Source organism: Streptomyces sp. NBC_01515 (genome assembly GCF_045040345.1).
GTDB lineage: Bacteria > Actinomycetota > Actinomycetes > Streptomycetales > Streptomycetaceae > Streptomyces.
This window is the reverse complement of record NZ_CP109416.1, coordinates 10,284,674-10,309,981: the sequence shown is the minus strand read 5'-3', so window position 1 is coordinate 10,309,981 and position 25,308 is coordinate 10,284,674. Positions and strand designations below refer to the sequence as shown.

Here is a 25,308-nt window from a genome sequence, read left to right as displayed (position 1 = left end):
TTCGTCGGCTACGGCCGGCCGAAGCGCAGGCCGGCCAGGGGGTCCTCGGCGCAGTCGCCGACCGGGGGCCGTTCCAGGCCCTGGCGCCGGGTGAGGACGAGGTCCACGGGCCGTCGCCGGGAGTGGTCGCCGGACGGCTTGGGGAGGTCCGCACCGCCCTTGGCACGCTTGGCGAGCTGCTGTTCGCCGTACCCCTGCACGCACTCGGGGTCGGGGCCGTCCAAGGGCAGTCCGGTGAAGAACTTGGCGGCCATGCAGCCACCCTTGCAGGTGTCGTAGAACGCGCAGGACGCGCAGGCTCCGCCGTGCTGCGGGGTGCGCAGTCGCGCGAACAGTTCCGAGCCGCGCCACACCTCGGTGAAGCCGCCGGGTGCGCGGACGGTGCCGGCGAGGAACTCGTCGTGGATGGCGAAGGGGCAGGCGTAGACGTCGCCGACCGGGTCGATCAGGCAGACGACCCGTCCGGCACCGCACAGGTTGAGGCCGGGGAGCGGCTCACCGTAGGCGGAGAGGTGGAAGAAGGAGTCTCCGGTCAGGACGTTGTCGCCGTGGGCCAACAGCCAGTCGTACAGCTCGCGTTGCTGTGCCGCGGTCGGGTGGAGGTCGTCCCAGACGTCGGCTCCGCGGCCGGAGGGGCGCAGCCGGGTCAGACGGAGCTGGGCGCCGTAGCGGTCGGCGAGAGCCTTGAACTCGTCCAGTTGGGGGATGTTGTGGCGGGTGCAGACCACGGAGAGCTTGAAGGTGCGCATGCCGGCGGCGGCGAGGTTCTCCATCGCCCGCAGCGCCGTCGCGTACGAACCGGAGCCGCGTACGGCGTCGTTGACGTCGGCGGTCGCGCCGTCGAGGGAGATCTGGACGTCCACGTAGTCGTTGGCGGCGAGCCGGCGAGCCGCCTCGGGCGTGATGCGGACGCCGTTGGTGGAGAACTTCACGCCGATGTGGTGGGCGGTGGCGTAGTCGAGGAGTTCCCAGAAGTCGGCGCGGACGGTGGGTTCTCCGCCGCCGATGTTGACGTAGAAGACCTGCATGGCCTCCAACTCGTCGATGACCGCCTTGGCTTCGGCGGTGCTCAGCTCGCGCGGGTCGCGGCGGCCGGAGCTGGAGAGGCAGTGGGTGCAGGCCAGGTTGCAGGCGTAGGTCAGTTCCCAGGTGAGGCAGATCGGCGCGTCGAGTCCGGACTCGAAGAGGTCGACCAGCCGTGTGGTGCCGGCTGTGGCGGTCATGGGGTCCTTCCGACGAGCATCTGCGACGTGGCGAGTGCGGCCAACGCCTTGCCGTAGCGCGGCAGTTCGGCCTCTTCGACGCCGGCCGCCAGGCAGGCGTCGCGGGCCGTGGGAGCGTCCGCGAGGGATTCGACGACGGCGAGCAGTCTGCGGTCCTTGAGGAACGTCAGTCTGCGGGTCCCGAAGTGGTAGAGGAGCGCACCGAACGGTTCCGGCCGCACCGAGACCTGGGGGTGCAGACCGAGGGCGCGGTCGAGGGCCGGCGCGGTCACGCGGGCGGCCTAGTAGACACCGCACATGCCATCGATGGAGATCTCCTCGATGAGGTCGTCGGCCTCGATCAACTGCTGTTCCGTGACGGGCTCTTCGGCCTTGATCTCGTTGGCCGGGACGGTCGACGGGGACTGGAGCTCGTTCATGCGACTCTCCCTGGGCATCCGGCTGGACATCGGAGCGACTGCGCGGTCGACAGTAATGGCACTCGGTGCCGAAAGTGAAGAGGGAGCGGCCATGATTCTTTCGACCGATCGGTCTACGCCAGTTGCGGGTTCCGATTGAGCCGCCCGGATGTCGTCGTCGTGGGGGCGGGAGGCAGCGGCGCTCCGCTTGCCGCACGGCTCAGCGAGGACGTCGACCGCAGCGTGCTGGTGCTGGAGGCGGGGCCCGTGCCGCGCCAACAGGCGGACTTCACACGGGAGTTGCTGGACGCGCGAATCGTCCCGGGCGCCCAGCCCGGGCATCCCGCCGTTCAGCCGTACGCGGTCCGCCTCACGCCGCGCCGGCCGTACACGGTCGCGCGGGGGCGCTTTCTCGGTGGGTCGACCACGGTCAACGGCGGCTACTTCGTACGTGCTCGGCGCGAGGACTTCGAGCGCTGGTCGGCCGCGGGGGGCGCCGCCTGGTCGTACGACCGGGTGCTGCCGTTGCTGCGCTCGCTGGAGTCCGATCTCGACCACGGCGCCGACGAGGTGCACGGGGACGGAGGTCCGGTGCGGATCCGGCGGGCGGGTCCACGGCACCCTGCCGCCGTGGCATTCCGGTCGGCCGCACGGGAGTTGGGGTATCCCGAGGAGCCCGACAAGAACACCCAGGGCGCCCCCGGGTTCGGGCCGGTGCCGTCCAACTCCGTGGACGGGACACGCGTCAACACCGGTGTCAGTTATCTGCTGGACGCACTCGATCGCCCCAACCTCACTGTTGAGGGCGGCAGTTCGGTGACCGGAGTCGTCATCGAGCGTGGCCGCGCGACCGGCGTGGTCGTCGAGCGCGACGGGCGTCGTACGACTCTGGAGTGCGGTGAAGTCGTGCTGTGCGCCGGGGCGTTCCGCTCCCCCCAGCTGCTGCACCTGTCGGGCATCGGACCGGGCGACGAGTTGAGGCGCCTGGGCATTCCGGTGGCCGTGAACTCCCCTGCCGTGGGAGCCCGGTTCGGCGACCATCCGCAGCTGGTGCTGGAGTGGCAGCCGCGGCGGCCGATGCCCGAGCCCGCGGACTCCTGGCTCGGCGACTGCCTCCACCTCTCCTCGTCGGACGGCGGCCACCCCGGCGATCTGGAGATCCTCCAGTCGCTCGTCCCCGTGGCGGGCCTGGTCGGCGGAACGGTGACCAGGCCCGGCGCGCCGCTCGCGTTTCTGGCGTCCGTCCAGTCACCCCGACTCAGCGGCCGACTGCGCACGTGTTCCCGGGACGCGGCCACTGCCCCGAGGCTCGACTACGGCTATCTGGAGACCGCCGAGGACCGGCGGCGCCTGCGCGAAGTCGCCCGTGCCACGGCCGCGTTGATCGCCACCGACGCGTTCGAGAAGGTGTCCCGCGGGCTCGTGGAGCCGGGACCGGAGGTGCTGGCGGACGACCGGATGCTCGACCGCTGGGTCGAGGCGCATCTCGGCACCTCGCACCACACCTGCGGCACGGTTCCCATGGGCCCCGCCGACGATCCGGGGGCAGCCGTCGACCACTACGGGCGCGTGCACGGCGTCGTCGGGCTGCGCGTCGCGGACACGTCGATCCTGCCGACTCCGCCGTTGCGCGGCTCGGCGGCCACCGCCGTCCTCGTCGGCGAGCTCGTCGCCGACGCCATGCGGCGTGACCTGCCGTGACCCGGTTCAGGGAAGGACCGGGGCCGGGCCGTCGAAGCCGGCCGCGAGTTGGCGCAGGCCCTGGTCCAACAGGTCGCCCAGGACCGCCTGTTCGTCCGCCAGCCAGTGTTCGTAGGCGGCGACGCACGCGGCGAGGACGGTGTGGCCGACCAACCGAGGCAGCAGGTCCGAGGACACCCTGCCCGTGCGCCGGGCGGCGAACTCCGTGACCAGTGTCCGCCACGAGGCATAACGCACGGTCGAGTCGGCCTGCAGCGTCGGGACCCGCAGGATGAGCGCCATGCGCTCCCGGTGCCAGGGCACCGCCGCCGGGTCGAAGCGATTGAACTCGACGACCGCGCCGCGCAGCGCGTCCATCATCGGGACGGCCGCATCGGCCGCCGCCAACAGGCCTTCCAACTTGACCAGTTCGGCCTCGAAGTCGCCCCACACCAGGTCGTTCTTGGAGGCGAAGTAGCGGAAGAAGGTGCGGCGGCCGATCCCTGCCGCGATGGCGATGTCATCGACGGTCGTCCGGTCGAATCCCTGCCGTGCGAACAGCTCGAAGCCCACCTGCTCCAGTGCGGCCCGCGAGGTCGCGGGCGGTCGGCCCGTTCTGGTCTGTCGCTGTCCGTTCTCACCGTCCACAGCGCACATCATGCACATGCGTCCATCAGGATGCCCGCCGCCGCTCTCATCCGGGGCTTGCGCAGATCGAGGACGGGGCTCGGGTTCGAGAGGCCGTGGGAGGCCAGCAGGTTCATCAGGGCCCAGACCGTGTCGGGGCGACCCGTCAGCGGGAGTTCCTGGCCGTCCGGGGCGATGACCGTGGCCGGGGTGAGGCCCGCGAGGAGACTGCTCCGGGCCCAATCGACGTCGTACGAGACGCCGTTGGGGCTGACAGCAAGGACGACCTCCTTGGTGCGGTGGAGGACGGTCAGGTAGTCCATCGGTACCGTCAGTCGCCGAGCCGCGTCGAACGGGGGTGCGCCGTCCGCCGGTTGGATGCGCAGGACCGTGTCGAGGACGGGGCCGTGGTCCTGGAAGGTGGTCCGTGCGCGCATCTCCAGGAAGCGGCCACGCACCAGAACACCGCCCCGGCGCGACCAGCCTCGGCCGGCCGAGCCGAACGCGGCCTTCTCGCCGGGGAGTTGATCGGCGAGCCAGCGCGCTTCCTCGCCCGGTTCGCTCACCGGTGCCTGTTCCTCGGGGGCGGCGCGGTCCCGGTCGGCCAGGGCGGCGTAGCGTGCGGCCGTGTGCGGGTCCAGGCGCCGGAGGTCGACCGTGTCGCCGGTCATGACGACGCCTCCGGCCTCCCGGGAGATCCGCATCTGCTGAAGCTGGCGGCCAACTCGCCGTGTCACCTGGGCCGTGCGGCCTTCGAGGTCGGTCACCCGGTAGGTCCTCGTGCCCGAGAGCAGGTTGCTGCGCGGCCAGTGGGGAGTGACGGTTCGCTGGGCCCCCGGATCGGCCGGGGTGTCGACGAGGACGACCAGGCGTCCCGCTGTGATCGCCGAGAGGCACAGGGACGGCACCCGCCACTCCCCCGTCACCTCGAACCCGCCGGTCCCGCCCGCCTCCTCGGTCTCTCCGGCCTCGTGCACCCGCAGCCTGAGCCGGACCAGCGGCGTGAACTCGTCGGGCGTGTAGTTGCCGTAGTGGGTCGTGAAGGTCGACTCGCCGTCGGGGTCATACCGGACCAGCGATGCCTCCAGTACGTCCGCCCGCACCAACTGCGCCTGCGCCGGGCCCTGTTCGGACCGGGGCGCCCACATCACGAAGGTGTCGTCCGGGCATCGGTGGCTCACGCCCTTCACCCGGTGCCTGCGCGTGATCCGGGGAAACTCCTGGCGTGTGGCGGTGATCGCCAGGACGGGGATCATGACCGTGCCGGCCAGCCCCGCGACGAACATGACCGCCGGCCAGTCCCGGCCGGGGTAGTCGCTCCAGGCCGAATACCCGACGAGGAGGAAGAACGGGGCCGCCGAACAGCAGACCGCGATGAACAGCAGATTGCCTATGAACACACCGGTATTACTGCGCATTTGCCCCTCCTCCTCCAGGCAGTCGCTCAGTCAATGCGCTGACTCTCCGCACTCGCTCACAACTCGACACGGAACCGACCGCCCGACGCGTCCACCACGGCCCCGAGCCGACGGCCGACCCGCAGGCCGGGATGGTGCGTACGTCTCCAGGTCGCCTCGAAAGTCCGCAGCCCCGGCCCGCTGACGCGCAGACCGACCTCGACGCCGGAACTCTCCCCGTCCCGGTCGAAGTCGGTCAGGTCGGTGATCTCGGCGACCGCCGGTACTCCGACAGCGTCGAGCCGCCGGCTCTCCTCCCGGCTGACGGCCGTGTTGCCCCAGAACCCCAGGCCCACGGGAACGAGGACCACCGTGAACACGACGCCCATGACCATGAGGTCCGCGCCGGTGAAGACCGCGAAACCCGGCATGACCGGGCCGCACAGGACCATCACGGCGGAGACGGCGTACAGGAACGCGGCATCCCACGGGCCGACTTGATCGATCACCGCCATCCGCACCGGCTCGGGACGGACCCCGTCGTCGGTCATGTCAGGACGCCGAGCCCCCGGACCCGCTCCGCTCCAGTTGCTCCGCCAGGGCCTGCAGGCCGGGGCGGCGGGGTGGGTCGTAGAAGACGGTCTGGCGTCGTCTGTTGGGGCGGGTGCGGATCACCAGGAGGCGGCTTCGGCCGGGGCGGAACTCCAGGCGGGGATTTTCCCAGATGTGGTAGCGGCCGGCGTCGATCTCGCCGAAGACCTCCAGCACGGTGCCGTCGAAGGAGAGCATCGTGGAATCGGTCAGCGGCACTGCGGAGAACGGTGTCCGGGTCACGGTGCGACGCCGTCCCCGGCGTAGAGGTAGCTTCCGGGCCGCGCGGGGTCGGCCACCAGCAGGACCTGGTCGCCTGCGCGGGGTATCCGCAGCTTGGAGACGATGGTGTGGAGGGTGATCCGGTCGGTGCTCCCGGTCGGCTGGACGACCAGGTCGACTACCGGATCGTGGTTGACCAGTTGGCCGGTGTCGGCGATCGACACGACGACGGCGGTCGTGGTCGGCGCTCCCGCGGCGAGCAACTGCTGTACTCCGAGGCCCGAGTTGTACGCGCCGACCGACTGCTGGACCCTCGCGAAGTCCTCGTTGCCGAGGAACGCGCGGGTGGTTCGGCCGTAGAAACCCTTGCCGCTGGCCACCTGGCCCGCGATCTCGGCGGCCCGCTCCTCGCGGCTCTTGCGACGTCCGAAGATTCCCATGACGGTGCTCCTTCTGGTCGGGGTGGACTCCCGTGGTTCCCGCTGTCCTGGTGGACGCTAGGCGGCCCCGGTCGCCTACCGATCCCAGGTTCGCCCGCCCGATCTCGGACGACGTACCCTCCTGACATGCCGCTTCCCAGCCAGCCGACCGGTGCGCGCCGACCGCGCGCCACGGTCATCGACGGCGCGTGGCGTGCCCTCGGGCCGGGGCTGGAATCGCTGAGCGGCCCCGGCGGCGCCCCGCTGACCCGCACGGTCAAGCTGATCGTCCTGCCGTTGATCGTCAGGCCGGCCCTGCACCCCGAACTCGCGGCGGACTTCCTCGCACCGGAACCGGCCGCGCGCCTCGACGCGCTGATACGGGAGTCCGGTAGGCGGCTTGTCGCTACGGCGCAGTGGTTCACGCTGCTCAAACGGACCCGCCGGGCGCTGGGCGTCGTGGCGGGCAACCCCCAGGATCTGTACTTCCAGCGGTGCTTCGAACTCGCCGCCGAGCACGGTGAACCCGGCGCGGTTGCGGGCGCGGGCGCGTTGGCCAGGGCCGTCGTAGAGGACGTCGCGGACGCGGACGGCGGTCGTACGGTCGACGCGCTGAAGCGGTATCTGGCGGATGCCGCCCAACAGGCCCGGCTGGAGGTGGAGTTGGGCGTCGCGTGGGAGGGTCGCCGGCTGACTCCGGCCGCCGATACGGCCGCTGCGGTCGCGCTGGCGGGTGAGGTTCTGGAGGCTTGCGGTGGGGTGGACGGGCCGAGGAACTCACCGGCGTACTCGTCCATGGTCGAGGCGGGACTCGGTGAGCTGCTCGGCCGGGCCCTGTGGACGCACGCGAGCGGGGTCTGGGGGCGGGACGATCTTCCGGCCCATCTCGGCCTGACGGAACGGGAGTTGCCGCCGCGCCCGCAGGTCGGCCGGGGTGCCTCGACGGCCACGCTGCCCGCGCCGCTGGACCGCACGCTCTTCGAGCGGCTCTTCGTCGTGCTCCAGTCGTCGGCCCGGCGCGAGGAGCTGCCCACGGTGCCGGAACTCGTCCGGCGGGAGGTCGGCCGCAGTTGCGCTCCGCTCGGTCTGCACGACGAGACCCTGCGCGTCGCCGCCCTGCTCGGCGGTCAACTCGCGGTCGGCCTCGACCCGTTGGGCATCGAGGCAGCGTCGCCGGGACGGACCGCCGCGCACCGGGCCGTCAACAGCCGTTGGCGCAGGGAGGCTTCGGTCCTGCGCGCCCGGCGGATGACCGTCTCGCCCTGCCATGATCCGGACGGCGGGGTGCTGGACGCCCTCGCCCAGGATCTCCGTACGCCCTGGACCGCCTACATGCGGCGGCTCTGGGTGCGGCTGCACGGGCGGGATGTCCGCGACGCGCCACTCACGGATGCCGGGTCGGCCTGGGCGGTCCTGGACGGGGTCGCCCGCTCGGTGATGATGGACCACCGCGCCCGAGTCCGATCCGCGCTGCGGACGTTGACGGCTCCGGCGGCACCACCCGCTGCCGTGGCCGAGGCGGCCGAGTCGAGGAGTGCGTGATGGCGCGGGGTCCCGTCGACGTCCATGTCGTGCGCGGTGATGACGGCGCGATCCGCATCGCCGCCGATCCTGCGACCGCTGCTGTTCCTGCGACCGCCATTGTTCCTGCCACTGGTCCCGCCGCCGCTCCCGATTTCACGCGTGCGGTTCTCGATGTCGCGGGCGCGGTTCTGAGCTGGCCCGTTCTCGGGGACCCGGTGCTGCCGGTGGCGGAGATTCATGACGTGGGGCGGGCGCAGCAGTGGCTGTGGGCGGTCTACGGCGAGTGCGTCGCCGGTGCCGTGCACGCCTGTGCGGCAGGCGAGTTGGCCGATGTGCGGGTGCCCGCGGACGTGACTCCGCTCGTGGACCGCGCCGCCCGGCTCGGCTTCGGGCACTGGGCGGCGCGGTGGTGGCCGGCGTCGCACCTGGACGGGATTTCCACACTCCAACCGGACGTGCTCGGGCTGGAGTTGGCCGCGCTCACACACGAGTGCCAGCAGTTGTTCGACGACGAGGGTGATCAACCCGACGACTGCGTGGCCGAGTTGGTCGGGGATCACCAAGCCGCCCTCGACCCGCTGATCCAGTGGTGGCACGCCTCACCGCCCTCGACGGACACGGCACGCCAACTGAAGAGCGTCCTGCGGTCGGTCGACGACGCGGCGGACAGCGCCGGGTTGGACGGGCCGGCTCTGCGCCGCCTTCGGTCGTCCCTGGATCGGCCCCGTCGTCCGGACGGCACCCCGGTCGATCCCGTCACGCTGTTCGTACGGCACGACGACTACGCCCTGGCCGCGGGCGAACCGCTCGTCGCGGGCGGCCGGTTGATCGCGCGGGGCTCGGGGACCAACGACTGGCGCCGCTACCCGCCCGGCTTCGTCGACGCCTCCGAGACGGCGGTTTCCTGGACCGCCCGCGCGCTCGGTGCCCGGCGGCAGATCGAGGTCGAGGTCGTCGCGCACATCGCGGCGCCCGTCACCGCCGTACCCCTCGCGGCGGAGGTCCGGGTGAACGACGGTCCCCGGAATCGCGTGCCCCTCTCCAGGCGGGTCGACGTGTGGACCGGCCGGGCGGACCTGGACCTCCCTGCCGGAGAGACGCAGCCGCACATCGAACTCGGCGTACTGCTACCGGGGTTCGACCCGGGACCGGGTCCCGAAGGCGGCGCCGACCGCGATGCGATCCGCACCCTGGTCCGACGACGGCTCGCGGCAGCGGCACAGTCCGACCCGCACAACTCGCCTCTGCACGAAGGCACTTATGGGCCGTTCCTCGCCGAGATCGCCGCCGCCACCACCGATGAGGACTACTGACGGATGCCGGACGAGGAAGACAACGCGGTGGGCCATGAAGTGGACGACACCACGGGCGACGGGGTGACCCGACTCTACGGAGAGCCGTTCGACAGTGGCTTCGCCCAGGCCGAGCACCTTCAGCTGGCCGCCGATCTCGCCGCCGCGCTCGCCGTCTACGAGGAGTTGCTCACCCTGGCCGAGTCCGTCGAGGACTCCCCCGACGTGCGGTTCCTGCGGGCACATCTGCTGGCGGACATGACGAGTGTCCACCTCGCCGCGACCGATGTGGTCGGGGCGGAGGACACCAACAGGCGGTCCCGTGCCCTGCTCGACGACATCGCCTCGGCACCGATGGGGCCGCGCGGCCGTCAGCTGTGGCTGGAGATGCTGCTGCGGACGCTGATCGCCGGAGCCGACCTCCTGCGCAGGACCGGGCGCCTGGACGAGGCACTGGCCTGTCTCGACGAAGCGGCGGTCAGGCTGCCCGAGTTCGACGACCCCGACGGGCTGCGCACCTCCGAACTCGGTCTGAACCGCGTGCACTTGCTGATGGACCGAGGTGAGTGGGGAGCGGCCGAGGACCAGGCGTCGGCGCTGCTGTCGACCACGCCGACGACCGCGGTGGAGACCGTGCCGCGGCTCCTGGTCGCCCTCGGACTGATCTGCTCCTCGACCGGGCGGTTCGACCCGGCCGAGGACTGCTTCGCCCGCGCGGAGGACCACTTCCGGGCCATCGGCGACACCGGTGGACAGCGGACGCTGCTCGCCCACCGGGCGTACGCGGCGATGCACCGGGGTGAACTCGACCTCGCGGAGCGGCTGTTCGCGGAGGCGTCCGCGTTCTTCGAACAGCAGCGGTGGTTCGGCGACCTCGCGGTCTGCGAGCAGGCCCGCGCCTTTCTCGCCGGCCGGCGCGGCGACGCCATCGGCGCGGAGGATCTGCTGGCGGCGAGCCTGTCCCGGTTCGAGCGCCTCGGCGCCTCGATCGCCGCCGCCGACACCATGCTGCTGGGCGCCCAACACGCATACGACCGGGGCGACATCGACGAGATGAAGCGGCTGGCCCAAGGCGCCCGGGACGTGTACCAGGAGCGGGAGGTGTACGAGCGGTGCGCGCAGGTCGACCTCATGCTCGCCCGCACGCTTGAGGACAACCTCAACCGGACCGATCACGGCGCTCACGAGCGGGAGTCCATCGACACCGCGCTCTCCTTCGCCCTGCCCGCCGCGCTGGCCCTGGAGGCGGCACGCTACGACTTCACCACCGCACACGCCCGCAGCCAGTGGCTCGAACTCGCCGACGAGGCAATGCGGTTGGTGTTCCGCCTCGCGATCCGCCGCCAGGACCAGGGCCTGCTCTTCGAACTGGCGGAACACCGTTGCGCGGGCGCCTCCCTGGCCCTGGACCGCACACCGCCCGCCACCGAGCCGGTCGAAGAGCCCGCGTCGGTCTTCCCGAGTGCGGCCATGAAGTCGTACCCCCAACACGAGCCCGCCGAGGGCACGATGACGCTCGGCGGCGTCGCGGCGCGGGCCGCCGTCTCGGCCGGCCTGCGGGTCGCCCCGCCGCCGAAGGTGCGGATGTCGGCGCAGTCGGGGCCGGGCCGCGTCGCGCTCCAGGAGTACATCGCCGCGGCCGAGTTCCGCTATCACCGGCGGATCGTGCACGAGGAAGCGGTGCCGTTCTGGATCACCGACGACCTGACCAGCCGCCCGGTGGTGCAGGTCCGACTGGCCGACGCCGGCGACCTGTTCATGACCTGGACGTGGGCGGGCGGGGCCCTGGGATTCGGCACCGGACAGGGGCCCGGTGCCGAAGTCGACCAAGCCGTAAGGGAGTTGACCGACGCACTGCCGGGAGCGGGCGACGGGGCGGAGGGCATGCGGCGGGCGTTCGACTCGGGCGCGCTGGCCGAGCGCGGAAGCGAGCGCCGACTCGCGCGCACTCTTGCCGAGGCCCTGTGGCCGGAGCAACTGACCGCGCAGATACGCCAGGTGGCGGACCGGGCGGGCCGTCCCCTCGTACGGATCCAGCCCTCGCCCCGGGTCGCGCAGGTCCCCTGGGAACTGCTCGCCGTCGACGACGGGACCGACGTACGGCTCATCGACCTGGCGGACGTGGTGACCACCGCGCCGGCGTCGTTGCGACCACGTACTCCGACGGCCCCGAAGCCGCAGGGCACGGACTCCGACCCGGTCGTACTCGTCCTCGACCCGCGCGTCCCCGGCTTCCGCGCCGACTCCCCGCTCGGCTCGGTCCTCGGACCGCCCGGCTCCGACCCGGAGTTGCTGTCGCTGGTCCGGCGCCGCCTCGACGCGGGCGCCGTCGTACCGTCCGTCGCGACCCCGGCGGAAGCCTTCCGCCGCACGGACCTGGACCGGGACTGGCTCAGCGGGGTGCTCCGCAAGGGGGCCCGCAGGCTGATGTACGTCGGGCATGTGAGCGGTGCGCCGGTCGAGGGCGGGCAGAGCGAGGACGGCACCCTGCACCTGTGCTGCGACGCGGGTGCCTCGGGCCTCGCCGAGCCGCTCCGCACCCACCGGCCGCTCTCCGCCAAGGACTTGCTGCTGGGCTCGCTCCCCCTGCGCGCGGACGGCGAACCGGGCGCGCGGATCTGGCCCGCGCCACCCCGGGTCGCCCTCATCGGCTGCGAGAGCGGCGGCGATCTGCGGTTCGCCGAGTCGTTCGGCCTGGCGACGGCCATGCTGTACAACGGCGCCGAACTGGTCACCGCCACCCGCTGGGTCCTGCCGACCAGCTTCGCGTTCCACCGGCTGGCCCAACTCCCCGAGTCCGTAAGGCCGTTGACGGAGGCGATCATCGCCGTGGACACGGCTCACGAGGACGACGACCCCGTGCGGAGCTTCGGCGGCTGGCAGCGCGAGCAGCTCGACCGCTGGCGCGCGGACGGCCGTATCGAGCACTCGCCGCTGCTGTGGGCAGCGATGACCTCCATCGTCGTATGAGACCGGGATCGCCCTACGACGTAGTCAGAGCCGCACGATGATCAGGGCCGTGTCGTCGGTGGCGCCTCCGTGCGGGAGCAGTTCGAGGAGTACGGCGTCCGCGAGGGCTTCGGGGTCGGTGTTCCGGTGGTGGACGAGGGAGTCGGCGAGGCGGGCCAGGCCTTTGTCGATGTCCTCGCGGCGGCGTTCGATCAGGCCGTCGGTGTAGAGGACCAGGGTGGAGCCGCGGGAGAACGTGGTGGTGGCCTGCGGTCGGGGCATCGGGTCGGGGAGGGCGTCGAGCGGTGGGTCGGTGGCCCGGTCGAGGAATTCCACGCTCCCGTCGGGGTGGACCAGGGCGGGCGGTGGGTGTCCGGCGCTGCTGTAGGTGATGGTGTGGCGGTCGAAGTCGACGAAGGTCGTGACCACCGTGGCGGACTCGGCGCCGTCGACCACGTTGGCGTAGCGGCCCAGGACGTCGAGGGCCTCGGCGGGGCCGTCCGCGACGCGGGAGGTGGCGCTCAGGGCGCTGCGCAGCTGGCCCATGACGCCGGCGGCGGCCAGGCCGTGGCCGACGATGTCGCCGACGGAGACGCCGATACGGTTGCCGCCGACCAGGTCGACGACGTCGTACCAGTCGCCGCAGACGTTCAGGGAGCCGACCGCGGGGCGGTAGCGCACGGCGATCTGGTGGCCCGCGCCCTGGCGGCGGGTGGGCAGCATCGCCTCCTGCAGGGCCAGGGCGACCTCGCGTTCGCGGGCGTGGGCGCTGCGCAGGCGTTCGTTGACCTCCTGCAGTTCGCGGGCGCGGGTGTACAGCTCGGCCTCCAGGACGCGGGTGCGGCTGCCGCCGGAGGTGCCGCGGGCCCGGATCAGTTCGGTGACCTCCTCGACCCGGTGGACGAGGAGGACGACCTTGCCGTCCGGGGCGAGCACGGGGGCGTTGACCGGGCTCCAGTAGCGCTGGTCCCACTTCCGGGGGCATGCCGTCGACTCCACGTCGTAGCGCTGGAGGGCCATGGTGTCGCGTTCGCCGGTGGACAGGACGCGGCGCAGGGAGGTCTCCAGGTTGCGCATGCCGGTGGCGGTGGGGTCGTTCGGGTTGTCGGGGAAGACGTCGAAGAGGAAGCGGCCGACGACCTGCTCGCGGGTGCGGCCGGACATGCGCAGGAATTCCTCGTTGGCGTCCGCGTACACCAGGTCGGGGGTCAGCAGGGCCACCATGCCGGGCAGCCCTTGGAACACCGCCGCGTAGTCGATCGCCGCGTCCGTCATGGCCCTGCCACCAATCGCCGCTATCACACCATTTTCCCACGATATAAGCAGACCGGGTGCGCCTCAGGAGGCACTTTGCGGTCACCCGGTCACTCAGTGCCACGCGATGGATAGGGTGCCCCGGTGACAACGCCCTCCTCCCCCACCCGACTGATCGTCCTGCGCGGCAACAGCGCCTCCGGCAAGAGCTCGGTGGCCACGGGTCTGCGTGAGCGGTACGGCCGCGGTATCGCCCTGGTCCGCCAGGACGTCCTCCGGCGCGAGGTGCTGCGCGAGCGGGACATCCCCGGCGGCGTGAACATCGGCCTGATCGACCTGACCGTCCGGCACGCCCTGGCGAACGGCTTCCACACCGTGCTGGAAGGCATCCTCTACCTCGCCCACTACGGCGAGATGCTGGCGGGTCTGCTCGCCGACCATCCGGGCCGCACGCACTGCTACTACCTCGACGTACCGTTCGAGGAGACGCTGGCCCGGCACGCCACGAAGCCCATCGCCGACGACGTCACCGAGCATCAACTCCGCGAGTGGTACCGGCCGTTGGACCTGCTGCCCGGTGGCGTCGAGACGGTGGTCCCGGCGGCGAGCCCGCTGGAGGCGACGGTCGACCGGGTGCTGCGCGAGTCCGGCCTGTGGGCCGGGGACCCGTTGACCGGCCGTACGCTGGCTCCGTGATCGAGAGCGGGACTCCGGGTACGGCGGCGGCCCGGCTCACCGGGTGCACGGTGGCCGGTGAGCGTCCGCTGTCCGGGGCGGTCACCGAAGTCACGCTCGACGGTGGGCAGTTGGTGATCGTCAAGGGCGATGCGGCTCCCGGTGCGGTGCGGGCGGAGGCGGCGGGGCTGCGCTGGCTGGCGGACGCCAAGACGGTCCGGGTGCCCGCCGTGCGCGGGGTGGACGAGCACTGGCTGGTCACCGACCACGTCCGCACCGGCCCGCCGAGTGCGCGGGCGGCCGTCCGGTTCGGCCGTGACCTGGCCGCCCTGCACACCTCCGGCGCACCGGCCTTCGGTTCACCGCCGCCCGGCGGCCCGACGGACGCGTACATCGGGCTCGCCCCGATGCGCAACGTGCCCGCCGCCGAGTGGCCCAACTGGTATGCCGGGCAACGGGTGTTGCCCTATCTGCGCCGAGCGGTCGACGCGGGCACCCTGCGGCCCGCCGAGGCGACGGTCGTGGAGCAGGTCTGCGAGCGGTTGCCCCAACTCGCCGGTCCCGCCGAGCCACCCGCGCGGCTGCACGGCGACCTGTGGAACGGGAACGTGCTCTGGGGCGCCGACGGACACGTCCGGCTGATCGATCCGGCGGCACACGGCGGGCACCGGGAAACCGACCTGGCGATGCTGCACCTCTTCGGCTGCCCGCACCTGACCGAGGTGCTGGACGGCTATCAGGAGGCCGCGCCGCTCACCCCCGGCTGGGCCGACCGCATCGGGCTGCACCAGCTGTTTCCGCTGCTGGTGCACGTGGTGCTGTTCGGGCGCGGCTATGCCGAGCAGGCGTTGTCGGTGGCGCGGGCGACCCTGGCCGGGTGACACCGGGCGAGGCCGTCCGGCACGGGGGTCCAGGTCAGAGGGTGCCGGTGCACGTCGTGCCGTTCGGCTGCGGCTGCGGCTGCGGCTGCGGCTGCGGCTGCAGCTGCAGCTGCGGACCATCCCAGCCACGCGGGCTGCCCTGGCCGAAAGGCCACGAGCGAGGCCGCTCGGAACAACGACCCAGGTCAGACGGTGCCGGTACACATCGCGCTGTCCGGCCCCGGCCACGCCCAGCGGACCAACCCAGCCGCGCGGGCGGCCCTGACCCGATGACACCGGCCAGGGCCGCTCACCGCGTGAGGCTGGTCAGACGTGGGGGCGGCGGCCTCGTTCCTGGTGCGGGAACTTCTGGTCCGCGCCCGGCAGGGTGGGCTTCGGCAGTGTCGCCACTTCCTCCTTCGCCTTCTCCAGCTGCTCGGCCGTGTCGTCGGGCAGGCGGGGCGAGCGCGGGCGGGCGTCGCGGAAGCGGAACGCGGAGGTGAAGTCGCCGAAGGTGTCACGGCGCCAGTCGGTGACGTTCGGCTCCTCGACGCCGGTGAGCCGCTCCAGGAACTGCAGCGCCGACGTGTGGTCGAAGGCCTCCGAGGCGACCCAACCACCCACGGTCCAGGGCGAGATGATGATGGCGGGGACGCGGAAGCCGCCGCCGATCGGCAGGCCCTGGATGAACTCGTTCGCCGTACCCGCGGGCGGGGTCGGCGGGACGACGTGGTCGAACAAGCCGTCGTTCTCGTCGTAGTTGAGGATGAACGCGGTCTTGCGCCACACCTTCGGGTTCGACGCGATCGCCTCGATCTTCGACGCGACGTAGTCGGCACCGGCGGCCGGGAGGTAGTCCGGGTGCTCGGACTGGTAGCTCGTGGGGCAGATCCACGACACCGTCGGCAGCCGGTCGTTGCGCGCGTCGTCCTCGAACGTGCCGTGCGGCTGCGGCCGTACGCCCCGCTCGTACAGGTCGGAGCCGGGCTGGGCGTTCTTGAACGAGGCGAACTGCTCCAGCATGTTGGTGCCGTAGTCGTCCTCCTCCTGGTACACCTTCCAGCTGACGCCTGCGTTCTGGAGGCGCTCCGCGTACGTCGTCCAACGGTAGGGCGTCGGCGCGACGTTGCTGATGATCGGGCCGCCCTGGGTGCCACCGGGGTCGATCGAACCGGTCATCCACATCAGCCGGTTGGGCCAGGTGGGCCCGAACACCGAGCAGAAGTAGTTGTCGCAGATGGTGAAGGTCTCGGCGAGCGCGAACTGGAACGGGATGTCCTCGCGCGTGTAATAGCCCATCACGTAGGGGCCGTTGACGCCGTCGGCCGCGCGGTGGGCCGGCAGCCACTGGTCCATCTTGCCGTTGTTCCAGGCCTGGTGCTGGACCGACCAGGCGTGGCTGGTGGACGGGATGGCCTGCGCGCTGGAGGTGTGGGTGTCGAGGTGGAACGGAAGGAGGTAGCCCTTCGGGTTCACCGCGTCCGGCTGGTAGAAGACGCTGCGCCCGGTGTCGAGTTTGCGAGCGTGTGGATCGGCGAATCCGCGAACGCCGGACAGGGTGCCGAAGTAGTGGTCGAACGACCGGTTCTCCTGCATCAGCATGACGACGTGTTCGATGTCGCGCAGCGAGCCGTTCTTCGGCGGTTCGGCGGCGACGGCTTTCTGGACGCTCGGCGGGAGGAGGGAGAGTGCCGCGGCGCCGCCCACCGCGCCCGCGGCGGAACCCAGGAGTCTGCGACGTGTCAACTCGGCCATGATTGCCCCTTCTTGAAGAGCTTCGAGGGATCTCGTGGACCAGACCTCGGATCACTCTCCGCCCATTTCGGTATGGGGTGTCAGGGGCGTGCGATGAATTTGCGGCCAACGTGCGGAAAGGGGTTGGCCAAGCCGTGACCGTCAACATCCAGGCGTTGCTCGGGTGTTGCCAAACCTTGGGGGACGGCTGGCGGAGACATGAGCCGGCCCGGCAGGGGACACCGGTGCCGTACGTGTTTCCCGTTCGCGAAGTTCCTAGGCGGGGTTCCTCGGGCGCAACCGCGCGGCGATCGCGGCCACGTCGTCCTCCGCCTCCTGGACGTGCAGGCGGAGCACGATGTCGTCGAGGAGGCGGGAGACACCCTGGCCGGGGTGCAGGCGGAGTCGGGCAAGGCGGGCGAGGGAGACGTCGATGTCCTCGCCGCGGCGTTCGACCAGGCCGTCGGTGAACATGACCAGGGTGTCCTCGGGGGTGAGGGTGAGCGTGGTCATCTCGTAGTCGGCGAAGCCCGTGCCGAGAGGTGGGCCGACGGGGACGGGGATCAGTTCGCCGGCGCCGTCGCGGTGGAAGACGGCGGGCGGGAGATGGCCCGCGCTGGAGAAGGCGGCCGTGCCGCGGTCCGGGTCGAGGAGGGCGAGCAGGCAGGTCGCGGGGCGGCGGTTGTGCTCCTCGGACATGGCGGTGTCCATCTGGCGCAGGATGCGGTGGGGCGGCAGGTCGGTGGAGGCGACGTAGCGGAGCATCGAGCGGTACGCGTTCATGTCTACGGCCGCGTCGAGGCCGTGGCCCATGACGTCGCCGATGACGAGGAGGGTGCGGCCGTAGTGCAGTCGTACGGCCTCGAACCAGTCGCCGCCGACGAGGGTGCCGCTGCCGGCGGGCAGGTAGCGGGTGGCCATCTCGACGTTGGGGTGGGGGCGGCTGGGTTCGGTGAGGAGGACCTGTTGCAGGTTCAGGGCGGTGGTGCGCAGGCGGTGGTGTTCGACGGCGTGGTGCAGATGGGCCGCGGTGAGGCGGGCCGCGTAGTGCACGGCGGCGGCCTCGTCGTCGCCGAACGGCCGCCCGGCGCGGATCGCGAGGAGCGCGCCGTAGGCCTTGCCCCAGGCGGTCAGCGGCACGGAGAGGGCCGCGAGTACGCCGTGGTCGTTCGTGGTGAAGGACGTGGTGATGGGGTGGCCGGCGTCCAGGGCGCGGACCATGACGTCCTCGCGCGGCGCGGTCCGCAGGCTGTCCAGCAGTTCCTTGCGGCCCACGGCCGCCATCGGGTGCAGCATGCCGTGCGGTGCCGGGCGGGCCTCGTCCTGCGCGAACAGGTCCACGGCCGCGGCGTCGCACAGCCCGTCGACGAGGAACCCCGCGCACTCCGCCGCCGTCCTCCGCTCGTCGAGCGACGACCCGATCGCGGACACGGCCCGCTCCGCGAGCGCGAACCGGTCCGCCGCCCCCACCTCTGACCCACCAACCGCGTCGCCGTCCACCACGGCCCCTTTCTGCCGCCCCCATCCCAACACCCGCGCGGGCGTTCGGACGGTAGCGACCCGTTGTGCGGTGGGATCGGGTCGGGGCGGGAGCTGGTCGCCGGGGGCGAAACTCCGTGGCCGCAGCGCTCGTAGCGCCGATATCGTCCGGTCCGATCCCTTGATCCCCTGCGCAGAGAGCGACTCCGATGACGACCCAGCGGCCCACGACCACCCTCTGGCGCCCCACCGGTCCCAAGGAGCTGGACCTGGTCCGGGCGCTCGACTGGCGCGCCTGGCCGCCCCGGCTGCCCGAGCAACCGATTTTCTACCCGGTCCTCAACGAGGACTACGCGATCCGGATCGCGAGGGACTGGAACGTCAAGCACGACGGCGCCGGTTTCGTGACGCGCTTCGACGTGGACGCGGAGTTCCTGGCCCGGTATCCCGTCCAGCAGGCGGGCGGCCGGACGATTCTGGAGCTGTGGGTGCCGGCCGAGGAGCTGGACGAGTTCAACGCCCACATCGTCGGCGAGATCCGGGTGGTGCACGAGTTCCGGTGAGTCTTTGGGGCGCGGGGTTCGTCGCCGGGGGCGGCAGAAGGTGCGGTGAGCCACGGAACCGCCGCTTCCCTGACGGCGACTGTCAGCCACCGAACATGCGGGTCACAGGAGGACCGTCCTGGACAACGTACGAAAGTGTTCCTCGACCCGCTCGCGCGTCCTGGCGCCGACGTCCCGGCGCCGGTGCACCACCTTGGACACCGTGCTGAGCGAGACCCCCGCTTCCGTGGCGATGCTCGTCAGGAGGCCGTACTGCGCATCCAGTCGCCCCTTGCCGCGACCTGTCACCCGATGCCCGTTCCGCTCGCCGAACACCGATGCGCCGGACCGCATCGCGTACCTGGCCAGTAACTTTGCCGCAACGTAACGGGCCGCGGGCCGCCGGGGCAAGACCGGTGCACACCCCTCTCACACGGCTCGACCTGCGGAGAACGCGCGGCCCTCATTCCACGCGAGTCGAATCAGTGCCGCGATGCACGGTCTCGGCGATCCGCACGAAGGACCGGATCAGTGGCGTGGTGTCGGCGGCGCGCCAGGCGATGACGAACCTGCTCGGCGGCATGTCGGTCAGCGGCACCACGGTCAGCCCCTCCGGCAGGGTGTGCCCGAGCGGCATCAGACCCACGGTTCCGCTCCACAGGACAGATTGCAGGCACTCATGAGCAGTCCGTACGACGGTCCCGTCACGGCGTCGGCCGGCGCCCGCGGACCCCGTCCAGTAGGCCTGCCACACCGGGTCCGTGCCGTCCGGGAAGCGGAACCAGCGGCGCCCGTCGAGGTCGGCGAGGCGCAGGCTCTCGCGGTGGGCGAGCGGGTCGTCCGTACGGAGGACCACACCGACCTGTTCCGAGCGCAGGGTGCGGGTGGTGATGCCGGTGTCGTCGAAGGGCGCCCTGGTCAGCGCCACGTCGACGAGTCCGGCCCGTAGTCCCGCGGTCGGATCGGTCAGGTCCGACTCACGGATGAGGATGCGGGCGGCTGGGTGGTGCTCCCGGTAGGCGGCGGCGAGCCGGGTGCCGAACTGCTCCGCGCTGTCGGCGAGGGTGCCCACGGTCAGGGTGACCGGTCCGGCCAACTCGGTCACGCGCTCCCGCATCCGGTCGGCCTGCGCCAGCAGCGCGCACGCCTCCTCGTGGAGCAGGACACCGGCCGGGGTGAGCGCCACCCCCGTGGGCGATCGGAGCAGCAGGACACAGCCCAGCTCGGTCTCCAGCTGTTTGATCGCCCGGCTCAGCGGCGGCTGGGTCATCCGCAGGCGCGCGGCGGCCCGGCCGAAGTGGAGTTCCTCGGCGACCGCCACGAAGTAGCGCAGCGTGCGTAGCTCCATGACCGGCGATGATACCGACGCGGTATCGGCCGTACAGGATCGGTCTTGGACACCCTCAGGGGTCCGGCGGTGAAGTGGTGGGCGAACGAGATCGCCGTACTGCTGAGGAGTCACCATGACCGACCACGTGTCGCCCGACCGGGTGACGCACGACCCCGTCGTGCACATCGCCGAAGTCCGGGAACTGGGGCGCGACTTGGTGGTCGTGCCCGACGGGCGGGTGCAGTTGGTGCCCAACATCGGTGTCATCGGCGGCCGGGACGCGGTGCTCGTCGTGGAGACGGGCCTGGGTCCGCGGAACGCGGAGAAGGTGCTGGAGTTCGCGACCGAGTACGCCAGGGGCCGCAGGCTGTACCTCACGACGACCCACTTCCACCCTGAACACGCCTTCGGGGCCCAGGTGTTCGCGGGCGAGGCGACGTTCCTCATGAACCGCGCACAGGCCGAGGACCTGAAGGTGAAGGGCCCTGGCTATCTCGACATGTTCCGCGGACTCGGCGAGCCGGTCGCCCGGCAGCTCGAAGGTGTCGTCCTACCGAAGCCCGACCTCGTCTACGACGACGCCTACGACCTCGAACTGGGCGGCCGGGTCGTGCAGTTGAGGGCCACCGGGCGGGCGCACAGCAAGGGCGACCAGGTGATCCGGGTGCCGGACGCGGGCGTGCTGTTCACGGGGGACCTGGTGGAGGCGGGGCAGTTCGCGATCTTCCCGTGGTTCCCGCCGTACGACACCGATGTGTCCGGCACGCGCTGGCTCGCGGTGATGGAGCGGCTCGCGGGTGAGGGGGCGCGGGTCGTCGTACCGGGCCACGGGGCCGTCGGCGGGCCGGAGTTGCTCGCGGACGTCCGCGACTATCTGCGGCTGCTGCGGGACGAGACGTGGGCCCGCCGCGACTCGGCATTGAGCGAGGAGACGATCGTCGAGGAGGTCCGGGCGCTCATGGTCGAGCGGCATCCGGAGTGGGCCGAACGGGACTGGATCGAGAAGGGGGTTGGCTGCCTGTGCGCCGAACACCCGGCGTGAGCAAGCGAGTTACGACGCGCTCGTCACGAAGCCGTCCCTGGCCGTGTCGAAGACGGGACGGTAGGTGTCCCACTTCGCGTCCGGGGCCGAGAGATAGATGTCGTACTCGCGGCCGCCCTCCCGGCCGAAGCCGAGGTCGATGGCGCGGAACACCCGGACCCGGCCCTGGAAGGTGAACTCCCAGATGGCGGCGGGCTGTTGCTGGAAGGTGGTCTGCTGCATACGGAGCCTGCGGTACGTGGGGTAGTTGACCTTGGTGTTGGCCTCGGTGTCCGCGAAGTGCGTGCTCGGGTTGGGGCCCGCCGGGTCGACGATCCCGATGGTGAGTCCGGCGAGGCCCGTCTCGTCGGTGTAGGTGACCCCCTCCGCCGTCCGCTTGCCGGCCTTCCAGCCGTCCGGAACCGGGAAGGAGACGCCGAGTTGGCGGTCCCGGACGAGGTGATAGCCCTCCGGTACGGGTGATGCGGAGGCCATGGTCGTGGGCCGGGAAGTCGCGTGCCCGGGCGCTGACTTGGACGTCGTGTGCAGCACGAACGCCGTGGCCGCCACAGCAGCCGCCACAGCGGTGGCGATCCCCCCGAGGACGAGCCCCTTGCGGCTCCGCCGCCGCCCACGACCGGGCTCTCCCACCGGTTTCGGGTCCGGTCCTACGGCGGTCAACTCGGCGGCGGGCGGGGGAAGTTCGGTGGTCGACTCGCCCCACCACGCGGTCTGCAGGGCCCGTTCCGTCTGTTCCGCCGTCGGCCGCTCGGCGGGCTCCTTGATGAGCAGCGCCTCGATGAGCGGCTCCAGCGGACCGGCCTGCTTCATGGGTTCCAGGGGGTCCACGGCGATGGCGTACGCGGTCTCCATCGCGGTGACCCGGCGGAACGGCGGGCGTCCCTCGACGGCCTGGTAGAGGGTGGCGCCCAGGGCCCACAGGTCGGAGGCGGTTCCGGGGGTGAGCCCGCGGATGCGTTCCGGGGCCATGTAGTGGACGGAGCCGACCATCTCGCCGGTCTTGGTGAGGGTCGACGTCCCGTCCGTCATGGCGATGCCGAAGTCGGTGAGGACGAGCCGGTCGCCGGCACCGAGGAGGACGTTGCCGGGTTTGACGTCGCGGTGCAGCACACCGGCGGCGTGGGCGGCGCGCAGGGCGGCGACCATGTCGAGGCCGATGCGGGCCGCCTCCTGGTACGGGAGGGTCCGGCCGTCCTTGAGGAGTTCGGCGAGGGTGGGGCCCGGGACGTACTCCATGACGATGCAGGGGCGCCCTTCGTCGTCCACGACGTCATGGACGACGATCACGTTCGGGTGCGCGATGCGGGCGGCGCTGCGGGCCTCGCGGCGGGTGCGTTCGAAGAGGGTGGCGAGTTCGTCGGCGGAGAGTTCCGGGCGGGCGTGCAGCCGCTTGATCGCGACCTGGCGGCCGAGCACCTCGTCGTCGGCCCGCCAGACGGTACCCATGCCGCCCCGGCCGATCTGCTCGGTCAGCCGGTAGCGCCCGGCGATGCGACGCCCTTCGTCCGACACGGTGTCCTCCGCCGGTTCTGTCCATGTTCGTTTCGCCTGGTCACCATAACCGGCTCTTGTCCCGGATCGTGTGGGGCGGATCACGGCGCCCACCGTCTACGGGAGGGTCGCGCACCTCGACTGGCGGGCCCGCACCTCGACTGGAGGGTGGAGAGGGTCTAGTACCCCGGTACTAGTCACCCCGGCCGCTTTCACTTCCCCGGTGCTGCGGATGCGGGGAAAGCCGCTCCTAGCGTGAAGGCGTGGGTCGCGCAGGCCCTCCACTTTCTATCGAACCTGGTGGGAGTACCCCATGGCCACCTTCCTCTACCGGCTGGGCCGGTTCTCGTTCCGGCGCCGACGGCTCGTCCTGATGCTGTGGATCGCCGCCCTGGCGGTCGTCGGCATCGGTGCCATGAACGTCACGACGAGCACGTCCGACAGCTTCAGCCTCCCCGGCACACAGTCGCAGAAGGCGATCGACCTGCTGGAGAAGGAGTTCCCGCAGGCGTCGGCCTCCGGCGCCACCGCCCGCGTGGTGTTCGAAGCGCCCAAGGGGCACACACTGGCGTCCGGCGCCGACCGGACCGAGGTCCAGTCGCTGATCGCCGACCTCAAGAAGGCGCCCCAGGTCGCGAACGTCTCCGACCCGTACCAGAGCGGCCTGATCAGCAAGTCCGGCACCATCACCTACGCCCAGGTCACCTACAAGGTCGGCCAGCCCGACGTCACCGACGCCGCGCGGGACGCGCTGCACTCCGTGGCCGACCGGGGCGAGAAGGCCGGCCTCGCGGTCAGCCTGGGCGGCAACGCCGTACAGGAGAAGGCGGGCAGCAGCAGTACCGAGCTGCTCGGTCTGCTGATCGCGGCCGTGGCGCTCGTCATCACGTTCGGGTCGCTCCTCGCGGCCGGGCTGCCGCTGCTGACGGCGATCTTCGGGGTCGGCACGGCGGTCGCCGCCATCACGGTCGCAAGCTCGATCTTCAACCTCAGCTCGGCCGCCACGACGCTGGCGCTGATGCTGGGCCTGGCGGTGGCCATCGACTACGCCCTGTTCATCGTCTCCCGGTACCGCAGCGAGATCCGCGACGGCCACGAACCGGAGGAGGCCGCGGGCCGCGCCCTGGGCACCGCCGGTTCCGCGGTGGTGTTCGCCGGTCTCACCGTCGTCATCGCCCTGGCCGGCCTGAGCATCATCGGCATCAGCATGCTGACCACCATGGGCCTGGGCGCCGCGTTCGCGGTCGTCGTCGCCGTACTGATCGCGCTGACCCTGCTGCCCGCGATGCTGGGCTTCGCCGGGACTCGGATCATGGGCAGCCGGTTCACCAGCCGCCGGATGCGCGCCCTGCAAGAGGGCGGCGAGGGCGAGACGACGGGCGTGCGCTGGGCCCGGTTCGTGACCCGCAACCCGCTGAAGATGCTGGTCGTCTCCGTCGTCGGACTCGGCGTCCTCGCCATCCCCGCCCTGTCGATGCGCCTGGCCCTGCCCGACGACAGCATGTCCTCGCCCGGCACCAGCGAGCGCATCGCCTACGACACGATCACCAAGGGCTTCGGCGACGGCTACAACGGCCCGCTGACCGTGGTCATCGACGGCCCGAGCGGCAGTGCCGCCAAGACCGCCGCACAGGACGCGGTCGCCCAGCTCGGCAAGCTGTCCGACGTCGCCGCCGTACGCCCCGCGGTGTTCAACCAGAACGGCGACGTGGCCCTGATCTCCGTCGTACCGAAGAGCTCGCCCAGCAGTGCGGCCACCGTCGACCTGGTCTCCGAGATCCGCGACCGGGGCCCCGCCCTGAAGGACGACACCGGCGCCGAACTGATGGTCACCGGCACCACCGCGCTGAACATCGACGTGTCCAACAAGCTCAGCGGCGCCCTGATCCCTTACCTGGGTGTGGTCGTCGGCCTGGCCCTGGTCCTGCTGCTCCTCGTCTTCCGCTCCATCCTGGTCCCGCTCAAGGCCGCCCTCGGCTTCCTGCTCAGCGTGCTCGCCACGCTCGGTGTGGTGGTCGCGGTGTTCCAATGGGGCTGGCTGGCGGACCTGTTCGGCATCGACCAGACCTCGCCGATCGTGAGCGTCCTGCCGATCTTCATGATCGGCGTGGTGTTCGGACTCGCCATGGACTACGAGGTGTTCCTGGTGACCCGGATGCGTGAGGCGTACGTCCACGGGGCCGAGCCCACGGAGGCGGTGATCGCGGGCTTCCGCTACAGCGCCCGGGTGGTCACGGCCGCCGCGGTCATCATGATCTCCGTGTTCGCCGGGTTCCTGCTGGACGACGTGGCGCTGATCAAGTCGATCGGCCTGGGCCTCGCCGCCGCCGTCCTCTTCGACGCCTTCGTGGTCCGCATGACGCTCGTGCCCGCGATCATGACCCTGCTCGGCCGCCGCGCCTGGGCGCTGCCCGGCTGGCTCGACCGGAAGCTGCCCAACGTGGACGTCGAGGGCGAACGGCTGCGCCACCTGCTGGCCGAGGCCCCGGACACCGGCTCCACCGGCTCGGGCAAGGCACCCGTGTCGTCCGGCGCCACCGGCAAGAGCTGAGGCGGCGGCCGTACGATCCACACCAGGA

23 protein-coding genes are annotated in these 25,308 nt (G+C 71.4%); 9 read left to right on the top strand and 14 right to left on the bottom strand.

Annotated elements, in window-relative coordinates:
* Positions 1-8 precede the first annotated feature (8 nt).
* Genes mftC through mftA form a run of 3 tightly spaced genes read right to left on the bottom strand, consistent with a single transcriptional unit; the run spans position 9 to position 1,642 of the window.
* The gene (gene mftC, locus OG407_RS45565) at positions 9-1,223 is read right to left on the bottom strand and encodes a mycofactocin radical SAM maturase (protein WP_405866779.1); all 1,215 of its coding nucleotides are present in this window, start codon (positions 1,221-1,223) and stop codon (positions 9-11) included.
* The gene (gene mftB / locus OG407_RS45560) at positions 1,220-1,495 is read right to left on the bottom strand and encodes a mycofactocin biosynthesis chaperone MftB (RefSeq protein WP_405866777.1); all 276 of its coding nucleotides are present in this window, start codon (positions 1,493-1,495) and stop codon (positions 1,220-1,222) included. Before mftB ends, mftC begins: the two co-directional genes overlap by 4 nt.
* A 9-nt stretch (positions 1,496-1,504) precedes the next feature.
* Positions 1,505-1,642, bottom strand: coding sequence for a mycofactocin precursor MftA (gene mftA / locus OG407_RS45555; RefSeq protein WP_328675613.1), 138 nt, complete (start codon positions 1,640-1,642; stop codon positions 1,505-1,507).
* Positions 1,643-1,777: 135 nt separating this feature from the next.
* On the opposite strand from mftA, the gene mftG reads away from it, so the two are divergent.
* Positions 1,778-3,322: a mycofactocin system GMC family oxidoreductase MftG gene (gene mftG / locus OG407_RS45550; RefSeq protein ID WP_405866774.1), complete on the top strand. Its 1,545-nt coding sequence runs from the start codon at positions 1,778-1,780 to the stop codon at positions 3,320-3,322.
* A 6-nt stretch (positions 3,323-3,328) separates the two neighbouring features.
* Here mftG and mftR read toward each other — a convergent pair whose 3' ends face one another.
* The 5 genes from mftR to OG407_RS45525 are packed head-to-tail and all read right to left on the bottom strand — an operon-like array spanning position 3,329 to position 6,578.
* Positions 3,329-3,949 (bottom strand): mycofactocin system transcriptional regulator, encoded by a 621-nt coding sequence (mftR, locus tag OG407_RS45545; RefSeq protein WP_405866772.1) that lies wholly within the window; start codon positions 3,947-3,949, stop codon positions 3,329-3,331.
* A gap of 8 nt (positions 3,950-3,957) precedes the next feature.
* Complete coding sequence (locus tag OG407_RS45540) at positions 3,958-5,346, bottom strand: hypothetical protein (protein WP_405866770.1); 1,389 nt, start codon at positions 5,344-5,346, stop codon at positions 3,958-3,960.
* Between the two features lie 56 nt (positions 5,347-5,402).
* Entirely contained in the window at positions 5,403-5,876 is a 474-nt protein-coding gene (locus tag OG407_RS45535; protein ID WP_405866768.1) for a hypothetical protein, read from the bottom strand.
* 1 nt (position 5,877) lies between these two features.
* The gene (locus OG407_RS45530; RefSeq protein ID WP_405866766.1) at positions 5,878-6,159 is read right to left on the bottom strand and encodes a hypothetical protein; all 282 of its coding nucleotides are present in this window, start codon (positions 6,157-6,159) and stop codon (positions 5,878-5,880) included.
* On the bottom strand, positions 6,156-6,578 hold the full coding sequence (locus tag OG407_RS45525) for a hypothetical protein (RefSeq protein WP_328675619.1): 423 nt from the start codon (positions 6,576-6,578) through the stop codon (positions 6,156-6,158). Before OG407_RS45525 ends, OG407_RS45530 begins: the two co-directional genes overlap by 4 nt.
* 126 nt (positions 6,579-6,704) lie before the next feature.
* On the opposite strand from OG407_RS45525, the gene OG407_RS45520 reads away from it, so the two are divergent.
* Genes OG407_RS45520 through OG407_RS45510 form a run of 3 tightly spaced genes read left to right on the top strand, consistent with a single transcriptional unit; the run spans position 6,705 to position 12,343 of the window.
* Positions 6,705-8,099 carry a hypothetical protein gene (locus tag OG407_RS45520; protein ID WP_405866764.1) on the top strand — a complete coding sequence of 465 codons (1,395 nt, stop codon included), beginning with the start codon at positions 6,705-6,707 and terminating at the stop codon, positions 8,097-8,099.
* Positions 8,099-9,394 carry a hypothetical protein gene (locus OG407_RS45515; protein WP_405866762.1) on the top strand — a complete coding sequence of 432 codons (1,296 nt, stop codon included), beginning with the start codon at positions 8,099-8,101 and terminating at the stop codon, positions 9,392-9,394. The genes OG407_RS45520 and OG407_RS45515 overlap by 1 nt, the downstream gene beginning before the upstream one ends.
* Positions 9,395-9,397: 3 nt before the next feature.
* Entirely contained in the window at positions 9,398-12,343 is a 2,946-nt protein-coding gene (locus OG407_RS45510) for a CHAT domain-containing protein (protein ID WP_405866760.1), read from the top strand.
* A gap of 24 nt (positions 12,344-12,367) precedes the next feature.
* Here the strand turns inward: OG407_RS45510 and OG407_RS45505 are convergent, their stop codons facing one another.
* A complete protein-coding gene (locus OG407_RS45505) occupies positions 12,368-13,597 on the bottom strand; it encodes a PP2C family protein-serine/threonine phosphatase (protein ID WP_405866758.1) in 1,230 nt (409 codons plus the stop codon).
* A gap of 123 nt (positions 13,598-13,720) precedes the next feature.
* Between OG407_RS45505 and OG407_RS45500 the strand changes: the two genes are divergently transcribed.
* On the top strand, positions 13,721-14,272 hold the full coding sequence (locus OG407_RS45500; protein WP_405866756.1) for an AAA family ATPase: 552 nt from the start codon (positions 13,721-13,723) through the stop codon (positions 14,270-14,272).
* Entirely contained in the window at positions 14,269-15,132 is an 864-nt protein-coding gene (locus OG407_RS45495) for a fructosamine kinase family protein (protein WP_405866754.1), read from the top strand. Before OG407_RS45500 ends, OG407_RS45495 begins: the two co-directional genes overlap by 4 nt.
* 306 nt (positions 15,133-15,438) lie before the next feature.
* Here the strand turns inward: OG407_RS45495 and OG407_RS45490 are convergent, their stop codons facing one another.
* Positions 15,439-16,866 carry an alkaline phosphatase family protein gene (locus tag OG407_RS45490; RefSeq protein WP_405866752.1) on the bottom strand — a complete coding sequence of 476 codons (1,428 nt, stop codon included), beginning with the start codon at positions 16,864-16,866 and terminating at the stop codon, positions 15,439-15,441.
* Positions 16,867-17,121: 255 nt separating this feature from the next.
* The gene (locus tag OG407_RS45485; RefSeq protein ID WP_405866750.1) at positions 17,122-18,345 is read right to left on the bottom strand and encodes a PP2C family protein-serine/threonine phosphatase; all 1,224 of its coding nucleotides are present in this window, start codon (positions 18,343-18,345) and stop codon (positions 17,122-17,124) included.
* A 188-nt stretch (positions 18,346-18,533) separates the two neighbouring features.
* Here OG407_RS45485 and OG407_RS45480 point away from each other — a divergent pair, with 188 nt between their 5' ends.
* Positions 18,534-18,887, top strand: coding sequence for a hypothetical protein (locus tag OG407_RS45480; RefSeq protein ID WP_405866748.1), 354 nt, complete (start codon positions 18,534-18,536; stop codon positions 18,885-18,887).
* Between the two features lie 102 nt (positions 18,888-18,989).
* On the opposite strand, the gene OG407_RS45475 is transcribed toward OG407_RS45480, so the two are convergent.
* Together OG407_RS45475 and OG407_RS45470 are read right to left on the bottom strand one after the other, a co-directional pair.
* Positions 18,990-19,220: a LacI family DNA-binding transcriptional regulator gene (locus OG407_RS45475; protein WP_405866746.1), complete on the bottom strand. Its 231-nt coding sequence runs from the start codon at positions 19,218-19,220 to the stop codon at positions 18,990-18,992.
* 109 nt (positions 19,221-19,329) lie between these two features.
* Entirely contained in the window at positions 19,330-20,214 is an 885-nt protein-coding gene (locus OG407_RS45470) for a LysR substrate-binding domain-containing protein (protein ID WP_405866744.1), read from the bottom strand.
* Between the two features lie 115 nt (positions 20,215-20,329).
* On the opposite strand from OG407_RS45470, the gene OG407_RS45465 reads away from it, so the two are divergent.
* Complete coding sequence (locus tag OG407_RS45465; protein WP_405866742.1) at positions 20,330-21,238, top strand: MBL fold metallo-hydrolase; 909 nt, start codon at positions 20,330-20,332, stop codon at positions 21,236-21,238.
* Between the two features lie 9 nt (positions 21,239-21,247).
* Here OG407_RS45465 and OG407_RS45460 read toward each other — a convergent pair whose 3' ends face one another.
* Positions 21,248-22,750 carry a protein kinase domain-containing protein gene (locus tag OG407_RS45460; protein ID WP_405866740.1) on the bottom strand — a complete coding sequence of 501 codons (1,503 nt, stop codon included), beginning with the start codon at positions 22,748-22,750 and terminating at the stop codon, positions 21,248-21,250.
* Between the two features lie 292 nt (positions 22,751-23,042).
* Here OG407_RS45460 and OG407_RS45455 point away from each other — a divergent pair, with 292 nt between their 5' ends.
* A complete protein-coding gene (locus tag OG407_RS45455) occupies positions 23,043-25,280 on the top strand; it encodes an MMPL family transporter (protein WP_405866738.1) in 2,238 nt (745 codons plus the stop codon).
* Positions 25,281-25,308 lie beyond the last annotated feature (28 nt).